Source organism: Corynebacterium sp. CNCTC7651, from assembly GCF_021496665.1.
Classification (GTDB): Bacteria; Actinomycetota; Actinomycetes; order Mycobacteriales; family Mycobacteriaceae; genus Corynebacterium.
This window is the reverse complement of sequence record NZ_CP071246.1, coordinates 2,367,219-2,380,033: the sequence shown is the minus strand read 5'-3', so window position 1 is coordinate 2,380,033 and position 12,815 is coordinate 2,367,219. Positions and strand designations below refer to the sequence as shown.

11 protein-coding genes are annotated in these 12,815 nt (G+C 65.9%); 6 read left to right on the top strand and 5 right to left on the bottom strand.

Translation table 11 applies throughout. From position 1 onward, the window contains the following. Window positions 1-28 precede the first annotated feature (28 nt). On the top strand, window positions 29-1,510 hold the full coding sequence (locus JZY91_RS11320; RefSeq protein WP_370639228.1) for an amino acid permease: 1,482 nt from the start codon (window positions 29-31) through the stop codon (window positions 1,508-1,510). Window positions 1,511-1,514: 4 nt separating this feature from the next. On the opposite strand, the gene JZY91_RS11315 is transcribed toward JZY91_RS11320, so the two are convergent. Then, window positions 1,515-2,276, bottom strand: a complete 762-nt coding sequence (locus JZY91_RS11315) for a TSUP family transporter (RefSeq protein WP_234947940.1) — start codon at window positions 2,274-2,276, stop codon at window positions 1,515-1,517. Between the two features lie 25 nt (window positions 2,277-2,301). Between JZY91_RS11315 and JZY91_RS11310 the strand changes: the two genes are divergently transcribed. The 3 genes from JZY91_RS11310 to JZY91_RS11300 all read left to right on the top strand — a co-directional run bounded on the left by JZY91_RS11310 (window position 2,302) and on the right by JZY91_RS11300 (window position 5,511). Further along, the gene (locus tag JZY91_RS11310; RefSeq protein ID WP_234947939.1) at window positions 2,302-3,420 is read left to right on the top strand and encodes an AbrB family transcriptional regulator; all 1,119 of its coding nucleotides are present in this window, start codon (window positions 2,302-2,304) and stop codon (window positions 3,418-3,420) included. A 172-nt stretch (window positions 3,421-3,592) separates the two neighbouring features. Then, a complete protein-coding gene (locus JZY91_RS11305; protein WP_234947688.1) occupies window positions 3,593-4,528 on the top strand; it encodes a guanine nucleotide-binding protein subunit gamma in 936 nt (311 codons plus the stop codon). A 38-nt stretch (window positions 4,529-4,566) separates the two neighbouring features. Beyond that, complete coding sequence (locus JZY91_RS11300; protein ID WP_234947938.1) at window positions 4,567-5,511, top strand: DDE-type integrase/transposase/recombinase; 945 nt, start codon at window positions 4,567-4,569, stop codon at window positions 5,509-5,511. A 247-nt stretch (window positions 5,512-5,758) separates the two neighbouring features. Here the strand turns inward: JZY91_RS11300 and JZY91_RS11295 are convergent, their stop codons facing one another. Continuing rightward, window positions 5,759-7,426: a DUF885 domain-containing protein gene (locus JZY91_RS11295; RefSeq protein ID WP_234947937.1), complete on the bottom strand. Its 1,668-nt coding sequence runs from the start codon at window positions 7,424-7,426 to the stop codon at window positions 5,759-5,761. A gap of 154 nt (window positions 7,427-7,580) precedes the next feature. Here JZY91_RS11295 and JZY91_RS11290 point away from each other — a divergent pair, with 154 nt between their 5' ends. After that, entirely contained in the window at window positions 7,581-8,657 is a 1,077-nt protein-coding gene (locus tag JZY91_RS11290) for an ROK family transcriptional regulator (RefSeq protein ID WP_234947936.1), read from the top strand. Window positions 8,658-8,673: 16 nt separating this feature from the next. Here JZY91_RS11290 and JZY91_RS11285 read toward each other — a convergent pair whose 3' ends face one another. Genes JZY91_RS11285 through JZY91_RS11275 form a run of 3 tightly spaced genes read right to left on the bottom strand, consistent with a single transcriptional unit; the run spans window position 8,674 to window position 11,323 of the window. Then, window positions 8,674-9,198 (bottom strand): gamma carbonic anhydrase family protein, encoded by a 525-nt coding sequence (locus tag JZY91_RS11285; RefSeq protein WP_234947935.1) that lies wholly within the window; start codon window positions 9,196-9,198, stop codon window positions 8,674-8,676. Beyond that, window positions 9,195-10,376 (bottom strand): glycosyltransferase 87 family protein, encoded by a 1,182-nt coding sequence (locus tag JZY91_RS11280; RefSeq protein WP_234947934.1) that lies wholly within the window; start codon window positions 10,374-10,376, stop codon window positions 9,195-9,197. The genes JZY91_RS11285 and JZY91_RS11280 overlap by 4 nt, the downstream gene beginning before the upstream one ends. Then, complete coding sequence (locus JZY91_RS11275; RefSeq protein ID WP_234947933.1) at window positions 10,373-11,323, bottom strand: Sir2 family NAD-dependent protein deacetylase; 951 nt, start codon at window positions 11,321-11,323, stop codon at window positions 10,373-10,375. Before JZY91_RS11275 ends, JZY91_RS11280 begins: the two co-directional genes overlap by 4 nt. 82 nt (window positions 11,324-11,405) lie before the next feature. Here JZY91_RS11275 and JZY91_RS11270 point away from each other — a divergent pair, with 82 nt between their 5' ends. Further along, window positions 11,406-12,320: a hypothetical protein gene (locus JZY91_RS11270; RefSeq protein ID WP_234947932.1), complete on the top strand. Its 915-nt coding sequence runs from the start codon at window positions 11,406-11,408 to the stop codon at window positions 12,318-12,320. Window positions 12,321-12,815: the final 495 nt, after the last annotated feature.

Genomic DNA, 12,815 nt, shown 5'->3' with positions numbered 1-12,815 from the left:
TGCGCGGTTACCGCTACGGTTACCCAGCATGACCACTGTGACCGGCCCGGGAACCAACCCGGGGACAACCCCCGCGGGAAGCACCGCGCACAAGGCGCACACCGTGACCATGTGGACGTTGGTCTCGCTGATCATCGGCTCCACACTCGGCTCCGGCATCTTCGCGCTGCCGCAAAACATCGGCTCCGTCGCCGGCCCAGGCGCCATGCTGGTGGGCTGGTGCATCGCCGGCGTGGGCATGCTCTCCATCGCGTTTGTCTTCCAGATCCTGGCGCTGCGCAAGCCCCACCTGGATTCTGGCGTGTACGCCTACGTGCGCGCCGGCCTGGGCGATTTCATCGGTTTCACCAGCGGATTGGGCTACTGGCTGGGCTCCGTGATGGCGCAGGTGGGTTACGCCACCTTGTTCTTCGGCACGGTGGGCTACTACGTGCCGGCGTTCCGCAACCAGTGGGTGCTGGCCCTCGCGGTGTCCGTGCTCACCTGGGCGATCTTCTTCGCACTCACCCGCGGCGTGAAGCAGGCGGCGGTGATGAACGTGGTGGTCACCGTGGCCAAGGTGGTGCCCATCCTGTGCTTCATCCTGCTGGTGGCCTTCCTCGGCTTCTCCTGGGACACGTTCACCGCGGACTTCTGGGGCAGGGGCTCCGGCTTCACGTTCTCTGAGCAGCTGCAGGGCATCATGCTCTACACGGTGTGGGTGTTCATCGGCATCGAGGGCGCCTCCGTGTACTCCAAGCAGGCGCAGACGCGTACCGACGTCGGCCGCGCCACCATCATCGGCTTCCTCTCCATCCTGGTGCTCTTGGTCTCCGTGTCCACGCTTTCCTACGGCGTGCTCACGCAGGAGGAGCTCGCGGCGCTGCCGGACAACTCCATGGCCGCGGTGCTTGAGGCCGTGGTGGGCCCGTGGGGCGGCGCGCTCATCTCCATCGGCCTGTGCCTCTCGGTGCTCGGCGCCTACGTGTCCTGGCAGATGCTGTGCGCGGAGCCGATCGTGCTCATGGCGCGCGACGGCCTGCTGCCCGCGCGCCTCGGCCGCGTGAACAAGGCGGGCGCGCCGTTTGCCGCACAGCTGGTCTCCACTGTGGTGATCCAGTTCTTCGTCATCGTCTTCTTCGCCTCGGCGACCTCCTACAACGCGATGGTGCAGCTGGCCACCATCATGTACCTGCTGCCGTACATCTTCTCCGCGCTCTACCTGGTCATTCTCTGCCTGCGCGCAGAGCCTGACGAGGTCCGCCCAACCCCATCCGTGAACTCCAAGCACCTGCTGGTCGGCGCGCTCGCGTTCATCTACTCGCTCTGGCTGATCTACGCCGCGGACCCCGTCTACGTCCTCTTCGGCGCGCTCGCGGTGGTGCCGGGCATGATCCCGTACATCTGGACCAAGCGCAGTCGCGGCGAGCGCCTCTTCAACACCTTCGAGTGGGTTGTCGTGGCCCTCGTCTTCACCGGCGCCGCGTTCGCGCTCTTCGGCTTGGCCGACGGCACGCTGGTGTTGGACTAGGGGCTTAAAGGAATTCGTCGATAAGCAATTTTGTGCTCAAGACCACCACCAGTGCCAAGAGCGCATAGCGAACCAGCTGGGACCCGCCCTTGAGTACCGTGCGGGCGCCAAGCTGCGCGCCCGCGACGTTGGCCACCGCGAGGGTGAGCGCCAGCGGCCAGACCACGTACCCGCCCGCGATGAAGACACTCAGCGCGCCCAGATTCGTCGCGGTGTTGACCACCTTCGCCATCGCGGCGGATTGCAGGAAGCTCTGCGCGAAGATCGCGGTGAACGCCATGATGAGGAACATGCCGGTGCCGGGCCCGAAAATGCCGTCGTAAAAGCCGATCGCCGCCGCTGCTACCAGGGCTAATGCTTGTCGACGCCCACTTTCCACCCGTTTCCCCGAACCCGACCCGAATTGCGGCCGCAGCGCCACGAAGGTGCCCACCGCGAGCAGGAGGAGGATGATCGCGGGGCGGACGATATCGTCGCTGATCAGCACCACCGCCATCGCGCCGCCCGCGGAAGCCGCGAACGCCGCCGCCGCGAAAGCCCAGGTGGCGCGAGGGATGCCCACCTTGCGTTTCAGCGTGAACGCCGCGGATGCCGTGCCCGTGACGGCCGCGACCTTGTTCGTGGCCAGCACCGACGCCGCGGGGAGGCCGGTGGTGGACATCAGCACCGGGATGAGGATCAGCCCGCCCCCGCCGATGACCGCATCCACCCAGCCAGCGCACGCCGCGGCAACGATGAGCAACACGGTGGAGGTCAAGGGCGGCATGCGCGAAAGAGTACTATCAGCCCCCGTGAACCGTTGGCTAGTCGTCGTCCCGCTGTCCGTGGCGCTGGGCGCGGGACTCTCCGCGCTGCACGTGCCCGCCGCGTGGATCCTCGGGGCCATCCTCGCCTCCGGCGGCATGGCGCTGGCCAGCGGGCGCGAACTGCCTCTCGACGATCGCATTTTCCGTTTCGCACGCGGCATCATCGGCGTGATGGCTGCCCTGCCACTTGTTGGTATTCCCCCGCGGGAATTGCTGCCGTTTCTCTTGCCCGGCCTGATCGCTGCGGCGTTTGTGCTGGCGCTGGCGTTTGGCGGCGGGCTGGTGCTGGCCAACCACGGGGTTACTCGCGAGACCGGGGTGCTGTCCCTGCTGCCGGGCGGCGCGTCGGTCATGCCCGCCATTGCCCAGGAGGTTGGCGCGGACGTCCGCTACGTCTCCCTCTCCCAGTACCTCCGCCTCTTGGTCGTGTCCATGACGTTGCCGCTGGTCGCCTCCGTCATGGCGCCTGGGGTTGGGGGCGGTGGTGGTTCGGCTGGCGGTGTGGGTGCCGCCGTGGGTGCCGATGCGGCAGGCGGCGTGGGCGCCGGTGCGGCGAGCGTGGCCACCAGCGCCGCCACTGGCCTCGCCCCCGGTGACACGGTTTCCCCCTGGATGTGGCTTTTGGTTCCAGCCCTGGTTGTGGTTGGCCTGCCGGTGGGCAAGTTTCTGCGGCTGCCCAACGCCTCCGTGTTCGGCCCCATGCTGGTCACGGTGCTGGTCGGATCGATGGCTGACTTCCAGGTCGCTTCCCCCAGGCCCCTCACCATCGCCGGCCTCATTGCCATCGGTTGGGTTTGCGGCGGCGGGCTCAGCGTGCCGGCATTGAAGCAGTTCAAGAGGCTGCTGCCCGCCACCTTGGCTTACATTGCCTTATTGATGACAGCCTGCGCCGCCGTCGGTTGGCTCATGTCCGCGTGGTTGGGGATCTCGTTCTACGAGGGCTACCTGGCCACCACGCCCGGTGCGCTCGAAACGGTGTTGGCGCTTGCCGCCGAGGGCGGAGCCGGCCCCGCCGTGATCGCCCTGCAGCTCATCCGCCTCATCTGTGTGCTCATCTTTGCCGGCTACCTGCCGAAACTGCTGCGGCACCTTTCCCGCGGGTAGGTGGTTGGTGGCTGGTGGACGTAGGCCCCGGCGCGGCCGTGCCGGCCCCTGTCCACCGGCGCGGCCGTGCCGGCCGTAATAGCGCACAACGCCAGCCCTCCCCCCGGAACGAGTTTGTCATCTCCCTTGCTATCAGGCTGGTTGTGAACGAGAGACCTGAGGAGGTTTGTTCATGGCCACGTTTGATGTTCCTCGCTTGGTGCCGCAGCCGGTGTCGTTTGGTGCCTGCTCGGATTCGCAGGAGGTAGCGGTGCCGTCTAATGGTGACAGTTCACCGCGCCGGCGTCGGGTGGCGGTGCGGGCTGGGGATGTGCTCGGTATTCCGGTGACGTATTTGGATCCGGGTGAGCTACTCGATGATGCGGTGGTGGTGACACTTGCCGCAGGCTCGTTCGTGTTTGCTCCGTGTGTGAAAAAGGGGTGGGGCCTTGATTTCACCCCAGCCCAGAAGGCGCAGATGGTCGCGATCTACCGCAACTTGCCCTATGGGGCGAAAGGGAAATGGATAGCCCGCCACGGGCTCAGTAACGCCACGATGTTCAAGTGGGGGCAGCGTCTCGGGTTACCGTCTGCGGCTGAGGCCAAACTCGACGCGCTGACAGAAGACATCTCTAGCCGCCTCTCGCCGCGTGCGATGACGTACCTCGTGCGCAGTTATGCGGCACTTCCTGCCGGGGAGAAGGGTGCGTTTTTGGTGGCGCTGGGGCTGACGCATATGGAAATGTCGAAATGGATCGCCAAGGTGGCGGACGGATCAATCGAGCAATACGCGCTGAAACGGAAGGCAGATATTGTGGGCTCTGGTACGCATGACGACCCAACGCGCAGTCGTAAGCAGGTTGAGCGGATGCTCGCCGAAAACGACCGGCTGAAGCGGGAGTTGGCGAAGGCCAACCAGAAGCTTCAGCGCCAAGACGCGGAGTTGGATAAGTGGAGGCAGACCAGTGATGCGCTGGGAAAAGCTTTAGCGTCCATGCCCGATCTTCCTGGCGTGGACTACGACGCGGAGGAAAATCCTTATCCGAAGACGAAACACGCCGCTATGAAACTGGTCTCAAGGAAGAACAACGCCTCATCGACGCCCTCGTCTCCTACGGACACTCCCTAACCAAAGCCCAGCAACTGCTTCGCGTCAGCCGCAGCCGGGTGTTCTACGCCCGTAAACCCCGCCCGACGAAGCCCAATCCCACCCCGCACACCGCCCGCAACATCCCCCGTCTGAGCGAGCAGCAAGTCGACGACATTCTGGCGCTGCTCGACGCCAACCCGTATTCAAGCGTCGACGACGTGTACTACAACGCCTACAACCACGGGTTATACATCGCCAGCTTGAGCAGCTTCTACCGCACCGCCCGCCAACACCAGCGCCTGCTTAAACAGCGCTCCCACACCCGCAGACGCAACAACACCAAACGCGGACGCACAACACCCCCACACGTCATCGCCACGGCCCCGGGACAAGTGCTGTGCTGGGACATCACCTTCCTACCTGGACCATGCATCAGTCAGAACTACGCCTGCCTAACCGTGATCGACCTGTACTCGCGAGCCGTAGTAGGCACCAGCATCACCCCGCGCGAACAAACCCGCGCCGCAACCGAGCTGTTCACTCGCATCCTCAGCCAATACCCCGACGTGCACACCGTGCACTCCGACAACGGCCCCTCGATGACCAGCACCACCATCGCCGAGCTGTTTCACTCCCGCGGCATCACCCAATCCTTCAGCCGCCCCCACACCAGCAACGACAACCCCCACATGGAGTCTTTGTTTCACACCATGAAAGGAAGTCCCTACTACCCGCCAGTGTTCGCGTCCATCGACCACGCCACCAATTGGGTCAGCACCTTCACCACCAACTACAACAGCCGGCCAAACAGCGCGATCAACTACTACACCCCACAAAGCGTCCTCGACGGCACCTGGCGCACACTGCAAACCAGCCGCCACCACGCCATCCAGGATGCCCTAGAAGAAGGACGCATCCACACACCACCCAAAACCCCAACCGGACTGCCCAGAGAAGTCACCATCATCCGCACAACCACCACCACATACCCCAGCCCCCAACCACTAACCACCAACCCATAACAAAAACGGTTCACAACCACTTGACACAAAGCGTCTCGTTTGGCGACCTGGGGTTTTGCAGCGCCTCCGGAACGAGTTTGTCATCTCGTTCCGGGGAGGCGGAAACGGCGGAAGCCGCCCCGGCGAAAACGGCGGAAGCCGCCCCGGCGGAAACGGTGGGGAGGCCACCCAGCGGGGAGGGCACCCGGCGGCAGCGGCCACCCAGCCACCCAGCCAGCCCGCACCGCCCCAGCGCCGCCCCCACCCCCTAGTGGTTGAGCACCTCGTTGGCCAGCATGTCCATCGGGATGGAGCCGACGCGCAGGGCCTTGTCGTGGAATTCCCGCAGCGTGAGGCCCTTGGCCAAGGCCTTGTCGCGGAGAGTGATCCAGTCGCGGTAGCCAATCGCGTAGCAGGGGGCCTGGCCCGGCCAGCCCATGTAGCGGTCCAGCTCGAAGGTGAGGGTGGAATCGCCCATCGCGGAGTTGTCGCGCAGGAACGCCTTAGCGTAGGAGGCGTCCCAGGTGCCAACCCCGTCGGGGGTGGTCTTGCGGAGGTGAACTCCGACGTCGACAAGCACTCGTGCAAGGCGCAAACGGCGAGCGTCGAGAAGCCCCATGCGGAAGCCGGGGTCCTCGAAGTAGCCGTGCTCGCCCATGAGGTGCTCGGCGTAGAGGGCCCAGCCCTCGCCGTGGCCAGCGTTCCAGCACACGGAGCGGCGCCACAGGTTGAGTTCGGGGCGCTGCAGCAGGGTGGTGCCCATTTGCAGGTGGTGGCCCGGCACGCCCTCGTGGAAGATGGTGGTCAGCTCTTGCCAGGTGTGGAAGACCTCCTGGCCTGCGGGGACGGACCACCACATGGTGCCGGGGCGGAGCATGTCGTCGCTCGGCGGGGTGTAGAAGATGCCGCCGGAGCCGGCGCGGTCGATGGCGCATTCCACGCGCGGGAGGTCTGCGGGGATGGTGATGTCCGCGCCGTCGAGGACGCCCAACACCTCATCGTTGACCTGGCTCATCCACTCCATCAGCGCGTCGGTGCCGTGGAGCTGGTACTTCGGGTCGTCGTTGAGCTGGCGGTACGCGCCTAGCACGGTGGCGTCCGGGCCGTAGAGACTGCGTGCGATGGCTACCTGCTCATCCACGGTGGCGGCGAGCTGTTCGGTGGCCCAGTCGTACGCGTCGTCCAAGTCCACCTCGCGGCCGAGGAAGTACTCGGAGAACAGCTCGTAGCGGTCGCGGCCCACGCCGTCTTCGTGCGTGGCCTGCGGGGACAGCTCGGTGGACAGCCAGTCCGCGAACTCCGAGAACGCTTCCTTCGCCTCCGTGACCACCTGGGACTCCGGCGGCAGACCCTGCTGCTCCAGCAGGGACCCTTCCTGGCCCAGTGCCTCGCACTGGTTGATCACGCCGTCGATCTGGCGGTGGGATGCAAGGTCGCCGGTGCTCGCGGCCTCGGCGAGGGATTCGGCGTAGCCGCGCAGCGCGGCGCGGACCTTGCTCATGCGCGAGGCGATGTTGTCAAAGTCCTCCTCCGTCACCTTGGGCATCAGCGCGAAGGAATCGCGGATGGTCTGCACGGGCGAGTCGATGATGTTCAGCCGGCGCAGGAACTCGCCGCGGTGGTGCATCTCCAGCTGGTACGCCATCCGGTCCCGCAGCACGGTCGCGGTAAGGCTGTCTACGTCGTCAAAATCGTCCTCATCGTCGGACTCATCCGTCGAATCATTCAACGCGTCCACGTCTGCCACAAGATCGCGGATGCGCTCCGCCAGCGCGTCCCAGTATTCCGGGCTGAAATCCTCCAGCTCACCATCGAACCCGTCGAGCCCGATCTGGGTCGCGGTGGTGGGCGAGATCTCAGCCAGGTCGTACACGAAGTTCTCGCAGGTGGCATCCAGCAGCGAGGGCTCGCGCACGCGCGCAGAAGTAGAGGTCATGGCATGCGACTCTACCCCACAGGGCTTTCCGCGCTTATCGACGCTTCTTCGAACCTCTCAAGCTGAACAGGGCGGTCTACCAGGCACGGAGTGCCAGCCCGGCCCCGGAGAGGCGAATGGACAAAGCGGTCTAGTGTGCGGTAATACTTTTCACATGGCTTTTTCCCGTCCGTCCTCCCCAGCAGCCAAGTGTCTGCATCTTGTGCGTTTGGGTGAACTGACGTCGAGAAGCGAGCTCATCGAAGCAACCGGCCTGTCCCAGCCCACCATTACCCGGGCGGTGACCGCCCTGGTTGGCGCGGGGTACGTGACGGAGCGCCTGGATCTGGCCAAGTCCAACGGCCGCGGTCGGCCGACGGTGCCGCTGGAGCTGGCGGATCCGGAGGCCGTGCACGCCGGCGTGTCCGTGGGTACGGAGGCCACCTACATCGCCCTGTTTGACGTGAAAGGCCACACCCTGACCTGCGTGGACCTGGAACTGCCGGTGGCCAAGATGGATCAGGACGACTTCATCCAGCACATCATGGCTGGGCTGAACCGCCTCACCGCCAGCGTGGGCCGGCCGCTGGCCACCGTTGGCGTGACTGCGTCCGGCACCGTCACGCCGGATGGCCGCGTAACCGCCCACAACCTGGGCTGGGACAACGTGCCGTTCGGCCCGCAGATGCGGGAGCAGTTCTCCGTGCCGGTGCAGGTCACCTCCGTCAGCGCAGCGATTGTGGGGTCAGAGCTGCAGTCCAGCCGGGACCTGAGCATGCCCTCCGTGCTGGCGCTGTTCGCGGACGACTCCATCGCCTGCGCCGTGACCACGGAAAACGGTGTGATGCCGGTGGAGGTGTCGCGCGATGACCTCACCACCCAGGGCTTGCTTAGCGCCATTGGCAAGCCGGAGGTGCGCACGCTGCGCGACGCGGTGACCAACCCGCAGCACCAGGATGTCTCCCGCCCGGCGCTGGATCGGCGCGCCCGCGGACTTGGCCAGCTGGCCGGCGAGCTGTGCGAGACCTACCACCCCGCCACCGTGGTGGTGGCCGGCAGCGCGTTCATCGACGATCCACTCGCGCCCGCCCCCTTCGCCCAAGCCGCCCGCGAAACCACCGGCAGCAAGGTGGACCTGCGCATGCTGCCCACGCACACCGAGATGGTGCGCGACATCGCCCGCGCCGTTGCCCTGGACTTGGTACTCACCGAGCCGCTCGCGGTGGCGGAGCGGCTCACCGCCCGCCGCTAGCGGCGCAGCTTTCGGGTTAGCCCTCGACCGGGACCGTGCCTTCGCGGTGGCGCGCAGCCAGCGCCACGTAGTGCGCGGCGTGCTTCACGCGGGCCTCCCGCGTGGATTCCTCCAGCTCCCGCTTCACCTCCGCCGGTACGCCCGCGGCCAGCGAAAACGCCGGAATCTCCTGGCCCTCGCGCACCAGCGCGCCGCCAGCGATGATGGAGCCCTCCCCCACCCGGCTGCGGGACAGCACGGTGGAGGACATCCCGATCAAGCACGCATCCTCGATCACGCAGGAGTGCAGCATGGCCATGTGGCCCACGGTCACGTCCTCCCCCAGCACCGTCTCCCCGCCTGTATCCACGTGCACAACGGAACCGTCCTGGATGTTGGAGCGCGCGCCGACGATGATGCGGCCAACGTCGCCCCGCAGCACCGCACCGGGCCAGATGTTCACCTCGGGTCCAAGGACCACGTCCCCGATGATGGTGGCGCCGGGGGCCACGTACGCGGTCGGATCGATCTGCGGGGTTTTGCCTTCAAACGCGTAAATCACGTGTCCAAGCGTAGAGCCCCGGTGGCCCCGCCGCGGCCGGTTCCGTGTCGGCCACCGCCCCGCCCCGGCTCAGCCACGTCAGACGGGCCGGTGGCCCCGCGCCACGCGTACCACGCGATGAAGCCCAGCGGCACCAGCGTGAACAGCAGGTTCGGCACCACGAACACCTCGTGCGCCACGTTGATCGCGGCGAACGGCAGCATAGCCAGCAGCATCGGCACCACGCCCCACGCGGCGTAGATGGCCACGCCAAACGGCACAATCCACACCCAGTGATGGTGCCAGGAGAACGGGCTGACCAGGCAGGACGCCATACCGATGAAGGCGAGGGCGAGGGTTGTATTGGAACGTCGTAAAGCAATGTGCGCCGCGTACGCCGCTAGTGCCGTGACAAGGACGGCAAGCGCGAGCCAGAGCGGTGTGGACTCGATGCCGAACTCGCGCGAGAGCACCTGGCGGATCGCCTGCGCGCCCGGATTGTCGGCGAACCCGACGCGGTCTGAGTTGAACATGGATTCCGTCCAGAAGCGGCGCGCGTCCGTGACCTCGGCAAACCCCGTCGCCACCGTGCACAGGAACGTGAACGCGGCCACGAACATCGCGCCCCACCGCCGCTGCACCGCAAAGAGCAGCACAAAGTACGCCGGCGTGAGCTTGAACCCCGCGGCCAGGCCCACGCCAATCCCGGGCAAGCGGTAGCGCCGCGGCAGGAAATCCAGGCACACCAGCGCCATCAGGAAGATATTGACCTGCCCGAAAAACAGCGTCGCGTGCACCGGCTCCGTGCACAGCACAAAAAATGCGGTGAGCAAGAGGACGGGGCTTATGCGTGCCGACGCCCGCGTTGCCCGCGCCGACATCCACACCACCCACGCGAGCACGAGGATCGAGGCCGCCGTCCACGCGTGGCCCAGCTGCGTCGTGGCCTCGCCGAACCAGGAGAACACCACTCCCGCGAACGGCGGGTACGTGAAGGGCAGACCCGGCAGCAAGTCGCCGGCGTAGAGCGGCTCCCCGTTTCGCACCAGTTCGCCGCCGAGGAGGTAGACCTGCAGGTCACTCGGCACATCCGCGGTGAAGATGCTGTGCAGATCCGCGTGGTTCAGGCTGTAGCGCCACGCGCCGAACGCCAGCGCCGCCGCCAGCCCCAGCGCGTTGGCTATGGATGCGCCCCTCATAGCCCCAGCCCGTCCAGCACCTCACCCAGCGCGTCGCCAACGTTGGCGCGCCACACCGTGTCCACCTTCTGGTCCGCGCGGCCCGGCCCGCCGTTAATCACCGCGACGGGTTTGCCCTGCTTCTTCGCATCCAGCACGAACTTGTAGCCGCTCATCACGGCCAGCGACGTCCCAATCGCGATCACGGACGTGGATTCCTCCAACCAGCGGTTCGCCTCCGCCCGGCGCGCCTTGGGCACGTTCTCCCCGAAGTACACCACGTTGGGTTTCAGGCGCTCGCCGCCGCAGGACGGGCACGCGACCATGGTGAACCGCGCCACGTCCCTATCCCGCAGCTCCACGTCGCCGTCCGGGTTGATCATCGCGCCCTCCACCTCAACCGACTCGAAGTACCCGGGGTTGGCGGCGTTCAAGAGAGCGTCGATAAGCGTGCGCTCGTGCAGCGCCCCGCAGTCCAAGCAGACCACGTGGTCCATGTCCCCGTGCAGCGCGATGACGTGCTGCGAGCCAGCCTCCGCGTGCAGCCCGTCGACGTTCTGCGTGACAATGCCGCGCAGCAGCCCGGCGCGCTCCAACTCCACCAGTGCGAAGTGCGCGCGGTTCGGCGCCGCCGCCCGCATGAACCGGATGCCCACAAACGCGCGCGCCCAATACCTGCGCACCTGCGCCGGCGAATGCGCGAACTCCTGGTACGTCATCGGCCGGCCCTTGGTCAGCCGCCCGTGCTTGGAGCGGTAATCCGGGATCCCGGACTCCGTGGACATCCCCGCACCCGTCACCACCAGCACCTTCGGTTCCGCGAGCTGCCGGAGCACATTTTGCTTAGCGACGCCCCCTTCCGTCGGCTCAGCCGTCTCACGCACCACGCGCTCGATGGAGCGCACCGCGCTGGCGTGCGCCATGGCGATCGCCGGGTCTTCGAACTGCGTCTGTGTGGTGAGGTCCATTACCTTCTCACCGTAGCCGTTCACACTATGGTGGACATTCCTCACCGCGCGGGGCTCCGGCCCAAGTGCCAAGATCGCACTCATGGGGGAATGGAAGAAAGAGATTCGGGCACAGCTTATCGACGTTCGCCCACAGCGCGACCTAGATTCAGCCGTGCGCGAGCAGTTGTGGTCGGGCGCGTTAGTCAAACTCTCATCCATCCACGCCATTTCTGACGACTACTACCGCGATCTCAGGATCTTCCAACAGCACTGGTTGAAGGCGTATTGCGCCGGGTACGCCGCCAGGAAAGGCATCGTGACCGGACGCGCATCCGCGTACCTCAACGACATGTGGGTGGTGAACACCTCCTTAGACACTGTCTGCCTAGTGCTGAAATCCACGCCACCGAAGAACCAGTGGCGCGACGGCGTGCACTACATCAAAGCCGATCTTGGCGCCGACGACATCAAGCGCGGCGAGAACATGTCCACCACCAGCCCATATAGAACCTTCCTCGACATCGCGCGCTTCGACGGCTTCGAACACGCCCTGGTTGCAGCCGATTGGCTAGTGAAGTTCGGTGGTTTCACTCCGGTGCAGCTGCAGCACAATATTGCGACCTCGAAGAGATTCCGCGGAATCACCGCCGCCCGGCTGGCCGCGCAGCACTGCTCCGCCCAGCCCGATTCCGCGCCAGAGTCCTACGCACGCGCCCTCCTAATCGCCGCTGGCTACGAGGATGTGCAAGCCAACGTGACCATCCTCGCCGGCGGCAGACGGTACAAAGTTGACCTACTCATCGACGGATGGCTCGTCATCGAGATAGACGGCTTGGTGAAATACGACGGCGAAACCTACGGCAAGACCGACGACGTACTCCGCAAAGAGAAATGGCGGGAAAACGACCTCCGAAATCTGGGGAAAGAGGTGCTCCGGTTTCCGCCGGTTGAGCTGGAGAAGCACCCGGAGCGGTTCCTCGCCACGGTCCGCGAGGCCCACAACCGACGCAAGTAGGTCGGTGGACCCTGCCCACCGCCTGGCCGACCTTGCCGCCCCGGCCGGCGCCCGCCTGGCCGACCTTGCTGCCCCAGCCGGCCCCGCCTGGCCGACTTTGCTGCCCCGGCCGGCCCTGCCTGGCCGATTCTTTGCGCCCCGCCGGTGCCGCCCCGCCGGCTGGGCCCCGGCCGGCGCCCAATCGCCGCCCCGCCGGTCTGCCTGGCGAGCCCCGCCCCGCCGGCACTCAGGGGCATGTGTTCCGGGGCAGGTATTCAAGTCGATAGCTTCATGTCGATGGGTTTAAGTCGATAACACCAGCTCATAGGCTTCCTGGTCAGTTGCCCACGTATTTCTGCATAAAATTCTGACCTGCAATTATCGACGGGAATATATGCCCCTGAGCCGACCTGCAGTTATGCCCCTAAGCACCACACCTCTATATCCGCAGGTCAGAGGGCCGCAGGTTGGCGGCCTACCGGCGCCGCCACCCACGAACCCGTGCGAACGTGCCGA

Coding starts and splice junctions, on each gene's coding strand:
- JZY91_RS11320 (WP_370639228.1), top strand. CDS start 29: ATGACCACTGTGACCGGCCCGGGAACCAACCCGGGGACAACCCCCGCG.
- JZY91_RS11315 (WP_234947940.1), bottom strand. CDS start 2,276: ATGCCGCCCTTGACCTCCACCGTGTTGCTCATCGTTGCCGCGGCGTGC.
- JZY91_RS11305 (WP_234947688.1), top strand. CDS start 3,593: ATGGCCACGTTTGATGTTCCTCGCTTGGTGCCGCAGCCGGTGTCGTTT.
- JZY91_RS11295 (WP_234947937.1), bottom strand. CDS start 7,426: ATGACCTCTACTTCTGCGCGCGTGCGCGAGCCCTCGCTGCTGGATGCC.
- JZY91_RS11290 (WP_234947936.1), top strand. CDS start 7,581: ATGGCTTTTTCCCGTCCGTCCTCCCCAGCAGCCAAGTGTCTGCATCTT.
- JZY91_RS11280 (WP_234947934.1), bottom strand. CDS start 10,376: ATGAGGGGCGCATCCATAGCCAACGCGCTGGGGCTGGCGGCGGCGCTG.
- JZY91_RS11275 (WP_234947933.1), bottom strand. CDS start 11,323: ATGGACCTCACCACACAGACGCAGTTCGAAGACCCGGCGATCGCCATG.
- JZY91_RS11270 (WP_234947932.1), top strand. CDS start 11,406: ATGGGGGAATGGAAGAAAGAGATTCGGGCACAGCTTATCGACGTTCGC.